A 17,935-nucleotide genomic window follows, 5' to 3' on the forward strand; every position below is an offset into this window, starting at 1 on the left:
ATTTTTATCTCTCTTGCCTTTCAAGCTTATTGTTGAGAGAAATTATGCAAGACTGTTCTCGCTATAATGATTTTTTGAACCTCCGATGTTCCTTCAAAAATTCTCAATATGCGTGCATCACGAACATAGCGCTCGATTGGCAAATCTTGAATAAATCCATAACCACCATGAAGCTGTAATGCTTTGTCTGTAATAAAACCTGCGGCTTCTGCAGCATAAAATTTTGCAACTGCTGATTCCAAACTGAAACGATCTTGATCATCACGTGCTTTTGCTGCTTTCAAAGTTAATAAACGAGCAGCTTCAAGTTGTGTATACATCTCAGCTAAAATCCATTCAATCCCTTGATATTCAGCTAATTTTTTATCGCCAACATTACGCTCTGTGCTCCAACCTAATGTTGCCTGATAAGCAGCGCGTGCGATGCCTAGTGACATAGATGCAATTTCAATACGACCACGATCTAAAACACCCATCGCTGTATGGAAGCCTTTACCTTCTTTGCCCAACAATGCTGAATCTGGTAACCAACAATCCACAGAAACTTCATAAATCGTACTGCCACGTAACCCCATAGTTTTTTCTGGGCTTGAAAACTCTACGCCTTGTGTACCTTTCTCAATAACAAAAGCACTAATGCCACGTGCACCTGCATTGACATCAGTTTTTGCATACAGCACAATAAAATCTGCTTCTTTTGCATTAGTGATGTAATGTTTCGTACCTGTTAAACGCCAGCCATCACCTTCTTTAACTGCCCTTGTTCTCATATCTACAGGGTTTGATCCTGCTGCTGGTTCAGTTAATGCAAAAGCACCCAACAATTCACCTGCTGCTGACTTTGGTAACAATGCTTGTTTCTGCTCTTCCGTACCACCAATCAAAATTGAATCTGTTGCTAAGAAATGCGCTGTTAATGCTGAACATGTCGATGCACATGCAGAAGCAACTGCTTCAACAACACGACTAACTGCTGGGCCACTCAAACCTAAACCGCCATATTCTTCTGGCAAATGCACGCCCATAAATCCTAATTGCCCAAGCTCTTCCAAACTTTCTTTACAGAATGATCTATTTTCATCATATTCAGCAGCTTTAGGTTTTAAGAAATCTACGGCAACTTTTTCTGCTTCTTCAATGATTGCCAATTCCATTTCATTAAATTGATACATATTGTTCATCTCCACTATTTAATTTCATCATTTGCTTCACCCAATACAGGTGCAGGCTTAGTCACATGTGGCTTTTGGCCATTGAAAAATACAGGTTGTGGCACAATTGGATAGTCTTGCCCTTCCACATCCACTAAAATTTGTCTAAATTTAGATTGTTCGCTATAGGCAGCTTGTTTTAAATTCCACACGGCAGATACAGGAATGCCATCACTGCCCAGCTTTTCACACACTTCATCCACACTGAATTGCTTTGCCCAAGTTTCAATGATTGATTTAAGAGCTGTTTCATTCTCTGTGCGTGTTTCATCTGTTAAAAATCGAGCATCACTTGCCAATTCTACTTGCCCAATGCTTTCACAAAATTTCTGGAATAAGCGATCACTAGCGATTGCGATCACAACCAATCCATCTTTAGCTTGATAGGTATCAAACGGTGTAGAAATAGGATGACGATTGCCTACTAATGTTGGGTTTGCACCTGAAAATAGGCTTGCTAAACCAGTCACTTGCAATGACAGCAAAGCATCAAACATTGCAACATCAATATATTGAGCCTCACCTGTTCTTTCTCTTGCAAATAAACCTGATGAAATTGCCCAAGATGCGTAAATCCCAGCAATAATATCGCCCATAGATTCACCAACACGTGTTGGCCCTGTTTCTTTAAAACCTGTAATACTCATCAAGCCAGACATAGCTTGGGCAACAATGTCATAAGCAGGATATTTAGCAAAAGGTCCATCCTGTCCAAATCCAGAAATACTTGTATAGACAATTTTTTGATTGTGATATTTCAAGCTTTCAAAATCTATACCTAAACGCTTAGTAACACCTGGGCGAAAGTTTTCTACGATCACATCAGCGGTTTTAACCAGACTAATGAATCTTTCCATATCAGCTGGTTCTTTAAAATCTAATTCGATACTGCGTTTACCACGATTAATCAATGCATAATAAATGCTATCGCCATTAGCATCAAAAGCACCTAGATGTCTGCTATCATCGCCATGCTCAGGCATTTCAATTTTAATTACTTCTGCACCAAGATCCGCAAGCATACTGGTACAATAAGGTCCTGCAAGTACACGACTTAAATCTAAAACACGTATGCCATCTAAAGGCTTCTTCATGTCATTCATTATGACAACCTCCAATAGTGAAATTAATTCAAACAAATAGAAACCTTAAATCTATAGCTACATAGATCCTACATTCATCTATCTATTTTTCCTCCGATTTGCCCTAGTGAGTTTTTTGTATGGGCTTAAATCATTATATTCACACAAAACAAAAGTTGTCTAGACAATAATTGAAATTATATATACTTTAATAAAAATCACTATTTATGTAGCCATATTGAAATAACCATAAAACCTAAGCAAAACAATATATTTATATTAATATTTACGTTATAATCGTACCCTGCTAACTTGGAACTACAATTAAGAGATGTCTATACCAGTTTATAAAAAAGTACAAAACTACATCCTTGAAAGCATAGAAAATGATATTTTTGAAGAAGGTAAACAAATTCCTTCAGAGCATATTCTTGCCAAACAATTTGGTGTCAGCCGCATGACAGTGAATAGAGCTATCGTTGAACTTAGCCAACAAGGTGTTCTGAAACGCGTACAAGGTAGCGGTACTTTTGTATCCAGTAAACGTGTGGCATCTCCGCCAATTCGTATCGTCGATATATCTACAGAAATATTAAGTAGAGGCAGTGAATATCGAATTGAGATGATTGCGCAAAAATTGCAATCAGCTTCTAAAAGCATTGCTAAAAAACTGGAAATTCCTGAAGGTGAAACTGTTTATTTTTGTCATCTTCTACACCATGAAAACAATATTCCACTAGCTATGGAAAAACGTTATGTATCACGCACTTTAGTACCTCGTTTTTTTGAACAAGATTTTCTCAATATTTCACCTGGTAAATACTTATTAAGCCACTATGATCTTGTAGAAATGGATCAAACCATTGAAGCTTTAATTGCAACGAAGGAATTAGCACAGTTCTTGCAAATCGATGAAAACTCAGCGTGTTTATCAACTAAGCGCAGAACATGGAGCACTATCGGATTAATCAGCTATGCAGAATTCACTTACCCTGCTTCACGCTATAAATTACAGTCACATCTCACATTGCGCGATACAGAAATTTTTAATATCCCTATGGATACACTTTAGTTACTCAATATCGATTATTGTTTTGTATAACCCAACATTAATTTCTCAAAAATTACTATAACTAAAATATGCAATGAATTTAAATATCAGCTAGTGCATTTTCGTAATAGCTTATTGATAGTTTTCTAGCATAATAAAATCTACATTCAGACTACACAATGGTCTCTGAATGCAGGAGAAAGAGGAGAGATCGGAAATTATTGTCATCATGAATCCGCCAAAATCATTGATTCATGAAGACTAATAAAGACTGAAAAATTAATACCCATGAAATGAAAAAATGCATATTCATGGTTGATTATACAAAGGAAATATCCAATGTTTACCATTTTATCTCGTGCTACTTTTGTTGGTATTTTGACAAGTAGCCTAATGCTAAGTGCCGCCTATAGCGAAGAGAAATCATTTCCAAAGGGAAAACAAACCTATAAAGAAATTTGTGGCCGTTGTCATGAAGCTGGCATTGGCCCTGATTTTAAAGGTCGAAAGCTACCTGCAACATTCATCATCACTATGGCGAGAAGCGGTTTCCAAGCAATGCCCGCATTTCCAATGTCCCATGTGGATGATGCAACATTATTAGAAACTGCCCAATATATTGAGAATTTACCCGCGAATCCTGTCACAACAGCACAGAAAAAGGATTAATGCCATGAATACAGCTCGTCGTAATGTATTAAAAGGCATTGTTGCTTTGGGTTCTGCCAGTGCATTGAACTTGGTTTCACCATTGTGGGCTTCATCTAATATTGCTAATAATCCCATTCATTTAATCGTGGCAAATGATGACGTTGGGCATGCTTTTTATCAAGGTGCTAATACAGTTCAATCCATTGTGATTCAATCATCATTGCATAGCGCAACTTCACTGCCTTTTTTAGAAAAATATCAAAGCCTATTAAAAACTAAAGGGCAAAGAATTTTTGGCTTAGTGGATGATGCAAGTGCAGTTTTAATCATGGATTTTGCACGCACAACCAATGCTCGCATTTTATGGCACAAAGATCATGTGATTCATTCCAATGAATCCGCAGTTCAATTAGGCTCCGGATTAGTAAGCAATATCATGAATCCTGCAATGGCAGAAAATATCGCATTCAAAAAACATTACGTTTCATTTTTAATTGAAAGCTAATGGGGAAAACAATGAAAGAAGATAAAAATATGGTGTTGCCAAAAGGCGTAACACAAGAGAATTTTTTAAAAGCTGTAGAGCAACTTACACAGCTCATGGGGAATGATAATGTTCTAGTGAGCACAGAACACATTTTGCCTTATACAAAAATTATGATGTCTGTTGATAATGCAGAACATACGCCATCAGCAGTTGTGACTGCAACGACAGTGGAACAAATTCAGGCGATTCTTAAAATTTGTAATGAATACAAAATCCCCATCTGGACAATTTCTACAGGTCGTAATTTTGGTTATGGTTCTGCTGCACCTGTTGAACGCGGTCAAATCATTTTAGATTTGAAAAAAATGAATAAAATTATTCATGTTGATCCTGATTTATGTACGGCTTTGGTTGAACCAGGCGTAACTTATCAGCAATTGTATGATTACTTACAAGAAAACAATATTCCTTTGATGCTTTCTTTCTCCGCACCTTCTGCCATCGCAGGACCTTTAGGTAATACAATGGATCGTGGCGTTGGCTATACACCTTATGGCGAACATTTCATGATGCAATGTGGTATGGAAGTCGTATTAGCAAATGGTGAAGTATTACGTACAGGCATGGGCGGCGTTCAAGGTGATAAAGCTTGGCAAGTATTCAAATGGGGTTATGGTCCAACATTGGATGGAATGTTCACGCAATCTAACTATGGTATTTGTACTAAAATGGGATTTTGGTTGATGCCAAAACCTCCTGTTTACAAACCTTTTGAAATTCAATTCTCTGAAGAAAGCGATATCTCCGAAATCGTTGAAATGATCCGTCCATTGCGCATTGCACAGATCATTCCAAACTCTGTTGTAATCGCTAATATCCTCTGGGAAGCTGCAACCTGTGACACTCGCCGTAGCCAATACACAATGGAACCTGGTTCAACATCTGATGAGATCTTAAAGCAAATCCAAAAAGACAAAAATTTAGGTGCTTGGAATGTTTATGCTGCATTGTATGGCACACAAGAACAAGTGGATGTGAACTGGAATATTGTAAAAGCTGCTGTTGAAAAATTAGGTAAAGGTAAATTAATCACACAAGAAGAAGCTGGCAATACTCAACCTTTCAAATATCGTGCAGAATTAATGTCTGGCGTACCAAATTTACAAGAATTTGGCTTATACAACTGGCGCGGCGGCGGTGGCTCAATGTGGTTTGCACCTGTAACACAAGCACGCGGTTCAGAATGTGACAAACAGAAATCTATGGCTAAACGCATTTTGAATAAGCATGGTTTAGATTATGTGGGCGAATTCATTGTAGGTTGGCGCGACATGCACCACGTGATCGATGTACTTTATAACCGTGCTGATCCCGAGGAAACAAAGCGTGCGGATGCTTGCTTTAATGAGCTTTTGGATGAGTTTGAGAAAGAAGGTTATGCCGTTTATCGTGTGAATACACATTTCCAAGAACGCGTTGCACAGATTTATGGTCCTGTTAAACGTCAAGTGGAACATGCGATTAAGCGCGCACTCGATCCTAACAATATTCTTGCCCCAGGCAAATGTGGCATCGATTTAACCAACAATTTCTAATTGAATGATTGATCAAAATATTAAGTGATTAAAAGGCTAGCTAATCTAGCCTTTTAATTTTTCAACCTTAAAAATCAAGATATATAAAATACTGCATTTAATTTAATAATATTGTTTCTTTCAACTAAATATTTTTAAAATAAACACCGTTTGATTATTAGAAACATTTAAGTAAATATTCACTATTAAATTAAAGTTTATTAATGACTTAACTTAGTTTGACACCTAACATTTACTGAGCTTAGTATCGAGCATTCAAAGGCGTTTTTAAAAGGAAAGCATGATGAGTGGATACAACGCAGTATTAGCAAGAAATACAGATAATGCACCAAAAAGCAGTCTTCATTCGCAAACAGTTGCATTCTCACACTACAACAACCTATCAGCACAATTGCCAATTGATCCTGCAACAGGAAAATTAGTTGAAGGTTGCATTAAAGCCCAAGCAACGCAATGCTTTAACAATATCAAAGCTATTTTAAAAAGCATTGATCACAGAATGACAGACATCGTAAGAATTACTGTATTTGTAACTAACATTAAAGATTTAGAAGCTATTGGAGAAGTTTATCGCTCATTCTTTACGACATATTTGCCAACACAAACTATTGTTGCAGTAAAATCTTTGCCTTTGAATGCCTCAATTCAAGTGGAAGCTTTAGTATCCAATGGCGTAGGCTCTATTCCTAATGCACCTCAAGCTGGTGATTTAATCAAGCTCACAAATAACACTTCTAATGCACCTATTTGTAATTTATCCACACAAACTGTTGCCTTTTCACACTACAATAATCTATCAGCACAGCTACCAATTGACCCAAAATCTGGCAAATTAGTTTCTGGTGGAGTGAAAGAACAAACTGCACAGTGCTTGAAAAATGTAAAAGCAATTTTAGAGAGTATTGATGTACCATTTGATGACATTGTGAAAATCAATGTATTCTTAACAGATTTAGCAGCAATTGATGAAGTTAACGCTGTTTATAGTACGTTCTTCCCTGATTCAAGCATTGCACGTGCCGTTGCTTATGTGCCAACACGAACAGTTGCAGCTGTTGAAGCTTTACCAATGGGCGCTCTTGTACAAATTGAAGCTGTTGTTTCTCATGGTGATGGCACACCGCCACAATTAGTGGAAGATCGTCATGGTATTGTTATTGAAGCAAGTAATACACAAAATGCACCTATCTGCCCATTATCAACACAGATCGTAGCTTTTTCTCACTACAACAATATCTCTGCTCAATTACCGCTTGATCCTAAAACAAATCAAATCGTTTCAGGTGATATCAAAGCACAAACTGAGCAATGCTTGAACAACATCAAAGCTATTGTTGAAAGTGCAAACCATACATTAGCAGATACCGTAAAAGTTAATATTTTCGTGAAAAATATTGAAGATATGGCAGCTGTAGATGAAGTGTATAAAACCTTCTTCCCTGAAGGTACACCAGCTCGTAGAGTGATTGGAATATCTTCCATTCTTAACGATGCATTGATTCAAATCGATGCTATTTTAGGTAATGCCGAAGGTACACCACCAAAGAAAGCATAAGTATTAAAAATTATTTCTATTAATAAAAAACCACCGCAAGGTGGTTTTTTATATATTCAAGTTAGCGACAACTAAAATGGATATGGTCTTGGCGTTTTCTGCACAGTAATCCACTGCATGCGCGTGAATTCATTCAATACCCATTCACCATTAAAGCGGCCTAAACCTGAGTTTTTCTCACCGCCGAATGGCGCATTCGTTTGATCATCCACAGAGATATCATTAATGTGCGTCATCCCCACGCGAATACGCTGTGCGAATTCTACGCCACGCTCGAAATCTTTCGTAAATACTGCGCTGGATAAGCCAAATTCACTCAAGTTAGCCAAATATGCGGCATCATCTTCATCTTTTGCTTTAATCACTGGCAATAATGGCGCAAAACTTTCTTCTTTCGCAATCGCAGAATTAGGATCAACATTGATGAATACATGTGGGCCAACCAAATTACCATTAATACCGCCAGCATAAGCAATCGTTGCACCTTGTTTTTCAGCCAAAGCGATTTTCTCTTTCACTTCGTTCACTTGCTTTTCATTGATCAATGGGCCAATCGCTGTTTCCATTTCCGCAGGGTTGCCTACTTTCAATGTTTTCACATGTGCCAATAGTTTTGCCACATACTCATCATAAATCGATGCATCCACAATGGCGCGATTCGTGCTCATACAGATTTGACCTTGATGTAAGAAACGACCAAATACTGTTGCTTTCACTGCTTCATCCACATCTGCATCTTTCAATACAACAATTGGTGCATTACCACCCAATTCCAATGCAACACGCTTGATAGGATTACCCATTGCTAATTGACCAATGCGGTGCCCAACTGGCGTTGAACCTGTAAATGATACAAATGACGTAGCAGCATGAGTTACAACATAATCACCAATTTCAGAACCTTTACCCACAACAACGCTTAATACACCTTTTGGTAAGCCTGCTTCTTCAAATAATTTGCCAAGCAATAATCCGCCTGTAATCGGCGTATCACTAGATGGTTTCAATAAGACGCTATTACCTAATGCAATTGCAGGTGCAACAGAACGCATACTTAAATGGAAGGGAAAGTTCCAAGGGCTAATCACTGTGACAACGCCAAGCGGCAAGCGATAAGCACGGCTCTCTTGCCCAGCAATTGACGATGGCATAATCGAACCTGTTGCTCTGCCAATGAGAGAAATAGACTCTTCAATAATGTTTTTCGCACTACCCAATTCAATGTGTGCTTTCAGTGCAGTACTACCAGATTCAGAAACTAACCATTCATGTAATTCACCATAACGAGCATCAATCACTTGAATCAATTTTTTCAAAACTGCTGCTCGCTCTTGTGGTAATAATTTACCCCAGTTTTGTTGAGCTTTTTCAGCGCCAGCATAAGCGATATCAACATCTTGTTTCGATGCTGTTGAAACAGATAATATTGTTTCTTGGTTAAATGGGTTAACGACTTTAATTTCACCTTGTGCTGAGCCTTTCACCCAATCACCATTAATAAACTGCGATTCAAACCCTATATATTTCATCCTGATATTCCTCCGGTTAAGCTTTTGGTGTTTATATTCAATGAAGGCCAATGATGAATCACCATTGGCCTTTTTATATCACTTTATTTTAAGCTAATTGTTTCTCTAAATCTGCGAGTACTTTGTAACAGTCAATAACGTTAGCAACACTTGAGCGTGCTTCTCTACCTTCTTTGATTGCCGCAATGAATTCGCGATCCTGTAATTCAATGCCATTCATAGAAACATCCACATTTGTCACATCAATGGCTTCTTCTTTGCCATTCACCAGATCATCATATCTTGCGATGTATGTGCCATTATCGCAAATATAACGGAAGAATGTGCCAAGTGGGCCATCATTATTGAAGGACAATGATAATGTGCAAATCGCCCCATTTTCAGCTTTTAACTGAATGGACATATCCATCGCGATGCCTAATTCAGGATGAATCGGCCCTTGAATTGCATTAGCTTTCACAACTTTGGAGCCTGTTTGATATTGGAACAAATCCACAGTATGCGCAGCATGATGCCACAATAAATGGTCTGTCCAAGTACGTGGTTGACCCAATGCATTGATATTTTTGCGTCTAAAGAAATAGGTTTGCACATCCATTTGTTGAATATTTAATTCACCTGCATCAATTCTCTTTTTTACCCATTGATGACTCGGATTATAACGGCGCGTATGCCCAACCATTGCAACCAAACCTGAAGCTTTCTGCACTTCTAAAACTTCTTCTGCATCTTTCCAAGCGTCAGCTAATGGAATTTCCACTTGCACGTGCTTGCCTGCTTTTAAGCATTGTAATGTTTGCTCTGCATGCATTTGTGTTGGCGTACATAAAATCACTGCATCCACATCATCCATTGCTAACATTTCATCAAAATCTGTTGTGTAATGTGGCACATTGTATTTTTCTGCCACATCTTTCACATTTTCTAGTTCACGGCTAACAACGCAAGTCACTTCTGCATCACTGATATTTTTCAAAGCATCCAAATGCTTAATACCAAATGCACCTGTGCCGACTAATGCAACTCTGATTTTACTCACTCAAAACCTCCTATGAGTTTTCTTCTAGGATCATGTGGCCTACAGCAGTATTAGATGCTGGCACATGATAAAAACGATGGGTTACTTTTGGCGTTTCATCCAAGTTCATTGCACCACGTGCGATTAACCACATGATCAATTCAATGCCTTCAGAACCTGCTTCACGTACATATTCCACATGTGGCACTTTTGATAATGCTTCTGGTTTGTCGATCAAATCATCTAAGAATTGATTATCCCATTCTTTATTGATCAAACCTGCACGTGGGCCTTGTAATTGGTGGCTCATGCCACCTGTGCCCCAGATTTGTACATTCAAATCTTCATCAAAGGATTCTACAGCTTCACGAATCGCTTTACCTAACGCAAAACAGCGCTCGCCTGATGGCGTTGGATATTGCACTACATTCACATGAAGCGGAATGATTTTACATGGCCATTTTTCAATATCATCACCAAACATTAATGACATTGGCACAGTCAAACCATGATCCACTGGTAATTCATTGGCAATTGTTAAATCAAAGCCATTATGAATCAATGATGTGCCAATGTGATAAGCCAATTCAGGATGGCCTTCAACAGTAGGTACAGGGCGTTTTCCCCAACCTTCATCCGCAATTTCAAATTGATCCGCTGTACCTAATGCAAATGTTGGGATCAAACTTAAACTGAATGCATTGGCATGATCGTTATACACAAGGAACACAACATCTGGCATATTCTCTTTGATCCAATCTTTCGAGAATTCATAACCATCAAATACAGGCTTCCAATAAGCATCTTGCGTCAACTTATTATCAATCGCATTCCCAACTGCAGGAATGTGTGATGTGTAAACACTCGCTGTAATTTTAGCCATCTTTCTTCTCTCCTATGTAACGATTACCTTCAGGTGATCTTCCACCTTTCACCATCATTTCTCTATATTCTTGCTCGCTCATGCCAGTCATGCTACCTGCTAATTGTTGGAAGGATTTTCCATCCACACCGCCCAATTTAGCAAGGAAATAGATATTGCCACCCAATTCCAAACAGCGATTCAAATCACGTGCTATCAGTGCAACTTTTTGATCTTCTGTCATTGGCCATTCATCGAGATAGGCACGTTCATCTGCTTTGAATCGCTCACGATTTTCAGCTTTCATCAGAGACATGCAGAATTGATTAATGTGATAACCTTTACGAGATTGCTCGGCATCAAAAATGATGGTTCCAGGTATATCTTTGTACGGTTTGTCCATTGTATCCTCCTTACTTAGACTATAACGCTTCTGGCCAATACAAACGCATTGGATTCTTCACCAACAATTTCTCTTGCAATTCCGCTGTCGGTGCAATTTGTGGAATATAGTCCACTAATAAACCATCGTCAGGCATGTGATCTTTCAAGTTTGGATGTGGCCAATCTGTTCCAAACAATACTCTATCTGGGAATTGTTCCACAATCTTTTTCGCAAATGGTACAACATCTAGATAAGCTTGCTGTTCACCATTCAATGCCTTAGGACCTGTTTTACTTAAACGCTCTGGGCATGAAACTTTGCACCAGAAATTAGAATTCTCAGCCATGAGCTTAACAAAGAGTGCAAACTCTTCACCGTCTGCTGATTTTGTCACATCTGGCCTGCCCATATGATCCACAACTACTGTTGTATCAATGTTCGTGAAGAAATCCCATAAACGTGGCAAATCTTCTGCCTCAAAGTAGATCACAATGTGCCAACCAAAAGATTTAATTTTTTCCACAATCGCTGATAACTCTTCTGGTGATGCTTCGTCCACTAAACGCTTTACAAAATTCAAACGAACACCACGAACGCCAGCATCATGCATTTTTTGCAACTCTGCATCTGTAACTGTTGATTTAACTGTTGCAACACCGCGCGCTAAACCATTCGCTGATTCTAATGCATCCACCAAAGCGCTATTATCCGCACCGTGACATGTGGCTTGCACAATCACATTGCGCTCGAAACCCAATAAATCACGTAAGGCAAATAATTGATTTTTTGATGCATCACACGGCGTATATTTACGCTCTGGTGCATAAGGAAACTCATTGTGCGGCCCAAACACATGGCAATGGGCATCCACTGCACCTTTTGGCATCACAAATTTTGGTTTAGATGGGTTTGGATAGAATTCTAACCAGCCTGGTGTCATTTCAAACATAGCAACTCCTGAAGAATTTTAATTAAGGTAGATATTTAAGGCCAGCTTTTTCTAAGCCTTCGCGCATTTTGTATAAGTCCAATCCCAATACGCCATCTGCAAACTGCTGACGCTTATTGCCTTCATTTTCTTCACGTTGCTTTGCTAGCTCTGCCACTTGTGCTGCAACTTCCTTGGGCACAACCACAATACCATCCACATCAGCAATCACAACATCTCCAGGATTAACCTGAGCACCTGCACACACAACTGGAATATTCACAGACCCCAAAGTTGCCTTCACTGTACCTTTTGCACAAATCGCTTTACTGAATACTGGAAATTGCATTTCCTCTAAATCAGCCACGTCTCGCACACCGCCATCGATGATCAAGCCTTTTGCACCTTGTGCTTTGAATGATGTTGCTAACAGATCACCAAAGAAACCATCTACAGATTCTGTGGTACATGCTGCAACGACAACATCACCAGGTTTAATTTGTTCTGCTGCTACATGCATCATCCAGTTATCACCTGGTTGTAATAATACTGTGACAGCTGTGCCACACATTTTTGCGCCGCTATAAACTGGGCGCATATAATGTTGCATTAAGCCTACTCTGCCCATTGCTTCATGGATTGTTGCCACACCATATTTAGATAACTCAGCAACCACAGCAGCATCCGCACGAGTGATATCAGTATGCACAACACCTAAATTATTTAATCTTTGACTCATGACCAACTCCTTATGCTTGCTTTGCTTTCAATCTTCTATCTAAACGAGGGAATACTTTACGAATGTTGCCTTCATAAACAGCATCTCTATCTGTTGCATTCAGTGATGATGCTTCAATATAACGCTTAGTATCATCAAAATTATGACCTGTTAATGGATCCACACCACGCACTGCACCAATCATTTCTGATGCAAATAGAATGTTTTTGTTTTCCACAACTTTTAATAACAAATCGATGCCATCTTGGTGATAAACACATGTATCAAAGAATACGTTATTCATTAAATGATCTGTTAATTCAGGTTTCTTCAATGCTTGTGCTAAACCTCTATATCGCCCCCAATGATAAGGTGCAGCACCGCCACCATGAGGAATGATCAATTTCAATTCTGGAAAATCTTTGAATAGATCACCTTCGATCAATTGCATGAATGCAGTTGTATCACCATTGATATAATGTGCACCTGTTGTATGGAAACATGCATTACAACTTGTGCTCACATGCACCATTGCGGGCAATTGGTGTTCCACTAATTTTTCATAAATTGGGTACCAATATTTATCTGTTAGAGGCGGTGATGTCCAATGTCCACCTGAAGGATCTGGATTTAAGTTCACCGCAACGATGTCATATTCATTCACACACTTTTCCAATTCAGGAATACATGTTTCAATTGGCACACCTGGTGATTGTGGCAACATTGCTGATTGCACAAAATGATCAGGATACAATTGGGAAACACGGTAGCAAAGCTCATTACAGATCGCTGCCCATGTAGAAGAAACTTCAAAGTCACCAATGTGATGCGCCATAAAGCTTGCACGTGGTGAAAAGATCGTCATATCAATGCCGCGCTCTTTCATCAAACGTAATTGATTGCTTTCAATCGTTTCACGAATATCATCATCCGTGATTACCAAATCTTCCACTTTTGGCTTCAACGATGGATCTTTAATAGATGCAATTTGTTGCTCTCTCCACTCTGCCAATGCTGCTGGCGCTGTCGTATAGTGGCCATGACAATCAATGATTAAACTCATTTGTTTCTCCTCTATAATTTCTTGTAATTTTTAGCTGCTGATTTTATTTGGTGAAACATAAGCTTCACCTTTCATCAATATTCTTGCTGTTCTCAATAGTGATGCACCTTTCACAGCATCATTTTCAATATCCAATGACACACTAAATTCCCCAGTTGGATGTTCAATGGATAACACTAAATCTTTGTCATTTTTATTCGGTTGCGTTGTTAATGGATAAGCAATACTTTCAGGATAGACACAAGCTGTTGCAACTGTTACAGCGGCTAATACACCAATTGCATCATGACAAACATGCGGAATATAACAGCGTGTATGAATCGCCCCACCATTGATGGCTGGTGCTAATAAACACATTTTGGGATAATTTTTTTGGCTCACATCGCCCAAGCCCATCTTCATGGCAGCATTTAATCTCAATTGATTAATTTCAGCTTTCAATGCAGTGTTTTCGTTATATTCACTCACAGCTTCATAACCTGTGACACCAAAATCTTTGGCATTCATCAAAACCATTGGCATACCATTATCAATGCATGTGACTTCTATTTGTTTGCCATTGGATAATGTGAATTGATCTTTAGCAGAACCTGTTGGCAATAACGAACCACACATGGATCCTGCAATGTCTAAAAATTTGATATAAATCGGCGAAGCTGTGCCTGGTACACCATCAATGCTTGCTGTGCCATCATAACGAACTTGACCATTGGGTGTTTCTACTGTGATATCACTCAACATTCCTGTGTTTTGTGTCAATACACGAACTGTTGTTGTTTCACCTTTTGCTGTAATTAAGCCATTTTCAATCGCAAACGGCACAACAGCAGCCAACATATTCCCACAATTTGGCTCTGTATCCACCACATCACTTTTCGGCTGTAATTGTGCAAATAAAAAAGTTAATTCACTTTTACCATCGGTAGATTTTGAAATAATTCCTGCTTTACTTGTCAAAGAGTGTGCACCACCCAAACCATCAATTTGCCTTGGATCTGGCGATCCCATGATTGCCAATAGATATTTATCTCGTAACTGAATATCTTCAGGCAATGCTTTAGCATCTATGAATACACCTTTAGATGTTCCGCCACGAACTAAACTCACTGGAACGGCTATTTTCTCCGACATATCGACCTCTTGATTTTGATAGATATTGAAATGGGTGAAGATTAATGATCTTCATCTTATTAAAATTGCTTGGGGGAATAAATGTGATATAAGTTCTATGAGTTAGTACAAAAATGCATAACTCAATTTCTTTGCTTTGTACCTTGTATGTATCACTTATGTATTGATTAAGGATCGCCATGAACAACTTGCCCATCGATTTAAAACAGCTGCGTTATTTTATTCATGTTGCTGAGTTTGGAAGCTTCACACAAGCTGCCAATCACTTAGATGTCGCCCAACCTATTCTGAGCCGACAAATCAGAAAACTGGAAACAACGTTGGGCAAAAGCTTGCTGATTCGTAATGGGCGCGGCGTTTCGTTGACAGATTCAGGTCATATACTTTTACAATATAGCCGCGAGATATTAACGCTTGTTGGCCATGTTTATGAAGAGTTGGTGCAAGGTAATCTTTCTGGTCATATCTCGATTGGTATTCCACCGACATTAGCTAGAATGCTCTCTGTGGCTTTGACCAAAAAATTCCATACAGCCATGCCAGAAGCTCGTTTGATCATCACAGAGGCGATGACTTCTGCCATTGAAGATCGCATCATTACAGGGCGATTAGATATGGGATTACTGTATAACACTAATCGCTCGCAAGAATTAGAGCTGCAAGTGCTCGCTAAAGAGAACCTTTATCTCATTGCCCCAAAAGAATATCAATTTGGTGATAAAAAAGAGCTTCGTTTGCAAGACATCGCAGGCTTACCCTTAATCTTGCCATCTTATCCCAATACATTCAGAAAGCTCATTGAAGTGGAAATGACCAAATCAGGCTTAAAACCTAATGTTATTTTAGAAATGAATAGCATCAATACCATCATTGAATTGATTGTTGAGGGATTGGGCTGTGGATTATTGTCACGTAAAATTCTCAATACTTTGAGTGAAGATGATCGAAATAAGATCCAAGCCATCTGTGTGCCATCATTGGAAAGTCGCTTATATCTAGCCACTTCAAATAAACGAATGATCACTAAGACACAAACAACTATGCTACAAATTATCCATGATTTGATTAATGAATACTTTAAAGATTAATCAATCCTATCTGGCTAGTTATGTATTTTTGTCATATCTAATAGATGGCTTTCAATATTTTCACTACAAATGATTCATCGCATAATGAATTCATCACTCAATTTTACAAAAGCACATAAGAGTGAAATTTATCAATGAATTAGATGATTATTTTGTAATATTGTATGGAGGTAAAATATGGGGCTGCATTTAAAATCCGATAAGGATTTTCAAGAATTTATAGATATCAACAAATTTTCCAAGTTTCAATGGATGATTTTTGCTGTTTGCTTTCTAGTTGCATTGCTAGATGGCTATGACACTGTCTCTATTGGCTACATTGCACCTAGCTTAATTCAAGAATGGGGTATTCAAAAGCCTGATTTAGCCACTGCAATGAGCGCGGGCTTATTTGGTATCGCAATTGGTGCAATCGGCTTTGGGCCACTGGCTGATAAATTGGGTCGCAAAATCATGTTAGTGATCTCTGTATTAGTATTCGGCGTTGGTACATTTATTTCTGCTTACAGCCAAAACTTATTACATTTAGAAATCATGCGATTCATTACTGGCGTTGGCTTAGGTGCTGCAATGCCTAATGCTGTAACACTTTTAACAGAATATTGCCCAAGTAAAAGAAAGTTCTTTTTAGTGAATACAATGTTCTGTGGCTTCCCTGTGGGTGCTGCTTCTGGTGGTTTTTTAGCTGCTTGGATCATTCCTCAATTTGGCTGGCAATCTGTTCTCTTTTTAGGTGGAATTGTGCCTGTAATCTTAGCAATTTTCTTGATGTTATTTGTGCCTGAATCTGCTCGCTATTCCATCAATAAAGGCTTATCACAAGAAAAAATCAAAGCAACATTGTCTCGTATCTCAGCAACTGCCAAAGATTATACAAGCTTCTATTTATCAGAAAATAATACAGCTGTGACAACCAATAAATCTGAAGGTATTCGCGTAATTTTATCCAAGCATTATGCCATTGGTTCTGTGATGCTTTGGCTAACATATTTCATGGGCTTAGTTATTTTCTATGGTGTTTCTAACTGGATGCCAACACTATTCACAACAGCACATATCAGCGGATCACTTGCTGCTATTGTGACAGGTTTATTTGCTTTGGGTGGTTTAGGCGCAATTGCTAATGGCTGGCTGATGGATCGTTATAACCCAAGCTTATTAATCGCAACATTCTTTGGTTTAACATTCATCACTGTGGGCGCAATTGGCTATTCCATTGATATGGGCACAGCTGCATTAGTATTCATTACGATTGTTGCAGGTATTGTGATGAACACAGCACAATCTTCATTGCCATCATTTGCTGCAAGCTTTTATCCAACCGCTGGCAGAAGCACAGGCGTTTCTTGGATGCTTGGCATTGGTCGATTTGGCGGAATTGCAGGTTCATATTTAGTAGCAGAGCTCATTAAGAAAAATATGGATTTACAACAAATCTTCCTAGTTTTAGCGATTCCTGCTGCCATCTTCACATGTACATTATTGGTGATTTACTTTAAGTACTTTGCTAAAAAAAAGAATGAAGTGAGTGAAGAAGTTTATAGCGCTTAACGCATTCAATTATCCATAATCTATGAAAAG

The 17,935-nt window shown here is 38.6% G+C and carries 17 protein-coding genes; 7 read left to right on the forward strand and 10 right to left on the reverse strand.

What is annotated here, in order from left to right:
• Window positions 1-26: 26 nt before the first annotated feature.
• Window positions 27-1,172 carry an acyl-CoA dehydrogenase family protein gene (locus BZK16_RS11855; RefSeq protein ID WP_332881416.1) on the reverse strand — a complete coding sequence of 382 codons (1,146 nt, stop codon included), beginning with the start codon at window positions 1,170-1,172 and terminating at the stop codon, window positions 27-29.
• 14 nt (window positions 1,173-1,186) lie between these two features.
• Window positions 1,187-2,314, reverse strand: a complete 1,128-nt coding sequence (locus BZK16_RS11860) for a CaiB/BaiF CoA transferase family protein (RefSeq protein WP_077929110.1) — start codon at window positions 2,312-2,314, stop codon at window positions 1,187-1,189.
• A gap of 310 nt (window positions 2,315-2,624) precedes the next feature.
• Here BZK16_RS11860 and BZK16_RS11865 point away from each other — a divergent pair, with 310 nt between their 5' ends.
• The 5 genes from BZK16_RS11865 (at window position 2,625) to BZK16_RS11885 (ending at window position 7,632) form a co-directional block, all read left to right on the forward strand.
• Complete coding sequence (locus tag BZK16_RS11865; RefSeq protein WP_077929111.1) at window positions 2,625-3,365, forward strand: UTRA domain-containing protein; 741 nt, start codon at window positions 2,625-2,627, stop codon at window positions 3,363-3,365.
• A 318-nt stretch (window positions 3,366-3,683) separates the two neighbouring features.
• Complete coding sequence (locus BZK16_RS11870) at window positions 3,684-4,013, forward strand: c-type cytochrome (protein ID WP_077929112.1); 330 nt, start codon at window positions 3,684-3,686, stop codon at window positions 4,011-4,013.
• 4 nt (window positions 4,014-4,017) lie between these two features.
• Window positions 4,018-4,500 (forward strand): hypothetical protein, encoded by a 483-nt coding sequence (locus tag BZK16_RS11875; protein ID WP_077929113.1) that lies wholly within the window; start codon window positions 4,018-4,020, stop codon window positions 4,498-4,500.
• A gap of 11 nt (window positions 4,501-4,511) precedes the next feature.
• Window positions 4,512-6,077 carry an FAD-binding oxidoreductase gene (locus BZK16_RS11880; RefSeq protein WP_077929146.1) on the forward strand — a complete coding sequence of 522 codons (1,566 nt, stop codon included), beginning with the start codon at window positions 4,512-4,514 and terminating at the stop codon, window positions 6,075-6,077.
• 283 nt (window positions 6,078-6,360) lie between these two features.
• Window positions 6,361-7,632 (forward strand): RidA family protein, encoded by a 1,272-nt coding sequence (locus tag BZK16_RS11885; protein WP_077929114.1) that lies wholly within the window; start codon window positions 6,361-6,363, stop codon window positions 7,630-7,632.
• Between the two features lie 71 nt (window positions 7,633-7,703).
• On the opposite strand, the gene BZK16_RS11890 is transcribed toward BZK16_RS11885, so the two are convergent.
• The 8 genes from BZK16_RS11890 to BZK16_RS11925 form a co-directional block, all read right to left on the reverse strand.
• The gene (locus BZK16_RS11890) at window positions 7,704-9,161 is read right to left on the reverse strand and encodes an aldehyde dehydrogenase family protein (protein WP_077929115.1); all 1,458 of its coding nucleotides are present in this window, start codon (window positions 9,159-9,161) and stop codon (window positions 7,704-7,706) included.
• Between the two features lie 88 nt (window positions 9,162-9,249).
• Window positions 9,250-10,191: a Gfo/Idh/MocA family oxidoreductase gene (locus BZK16_RS11895; RefSeq protein WP_096777521.1), complete on the reverse strand. Its 942-nt coding sequence runs from the start codon at window positions 10,189-10,191 to the stop codon at window positions 9,250-9,252.
• 19 nt (window positions 10,192-10,210) lie between these two features.
• Complete coding sequence (locus BZK16_RS11900; RefSeq protein ID WP_077929117.1) at window positions 10,211-11,062, reverse strand: class III extradiol dioxygenase subunit beta; 852 nt, start codon at window positions 11,060-11,062, stop codon at window positions 10,211-10,213.
• The gene (ligA, locus tag BZK16_RS11905; protein WP_077929118.1) at window positions 11,055-11,444 is read right to left on the reverse strand and encodes a protocatechuate 4,5-dioxygenase subunit alpha; all 390 of its coding nucleotides are present in this window, start codon (window positions 11,442-11,444) and stop codon (window positions 11,055-11,057) included. Before ligA ends, BZK16_RS11900 begins: the two co-directional genes overlap by 8 nt.
• A gap of 19 nt (window positions 11,445-11,463) precedes the next feature.
• Entirely contained in the window at window positions 11,464-12,375 is a 912-nt protein-coding gene (locus tag BZK16_RS11910) for an amidohydrolase family protein (protein WP_077929119.1), read from the reverse strand.
• Between the two features lie 22 nt (window positions 12,376-12,397).
• Window positions 12,398-13,093 (reverse strand): 4-carboxy-4-hydroxy-2-oxoadipate aldolase/oxaloacetate decarboxylase, encoded by a 696-nt coding sequence (gene ligK / locus BZK16_RS11915; protein ID WP_077929120.1) that lies wholly within the window; start codon window positions 13,091-13,093, stop codon window positions 12,398-12,400.
• Window positions 13,094-13,103: 10 nt separating this feature from the next.
• A complete protein-coding gene (locus BZK16_RS11920) occupies window positions 13,104-14,135 on the reverse strand; it encodes an amidohydrolase family protein (RefSeq protein WP_077929121.1) in 1,032 nt (343 codons plus the stop codon).
• A 30-nt stretch (window positions 14,136-14,165) separates the two neighbouring features.
• Entirely contained in the window at window positions 14,166-15,266 is a 1,101-nt protein-coding gene (locus tag BZK16_RS11925) for a 4-oxalomesaconate tautomerase (protein WP_077929122.1), read from the reverse strand.
• A 179-nt stretch (window positions 15,267-15,445) separates the two neighbouring features.
• Between BZK16_RS11925 and BZK16_RS11930 the strand changes: the two genes are divergently transcribed.
• Together BZK16_RS11930 and BZK16_RS11935 are read left to right on the forward strand one after the other, a co-directional pair.
• Window positions 15,446-16,354, forward strand: coding sequence for a LysR family transcriptional regulator (locus tag BZK16_RS11930; RefSeq protein WP_077929123.1), 909 nt, complete (start codon window positions 15,446-15,448; stop codon window positions 16,352-16,354).
• 177 nt (window positions 16,355-16,531) lie between these two features.
• Window positions 16,532-17,905, forward strand: a complete 1,374-nt coding sequence (locus tag BZK16_RS11935) for an MFS transporter (RefSeq protein ID WP_077929124.1) — start codon at window positions 16,532-16,534, stop codon at window positions 17,903-17,905.
• The last annotated feature ends 30 nt before the right edge of the window (window positions 17,906-17,935 follow it).

It is taken from the genome of Wohlfahrtiimonas populi (assembly GCF_002006795.1).
Classification (GTDB): Bacteria; Pseudomonadota; Gammaproteobacteria; order Cardiobacteriales; family Wohlfahrtiimonadaceae; genus Wohlfahrtiimonas; species Wohlfahrtiimonas populi.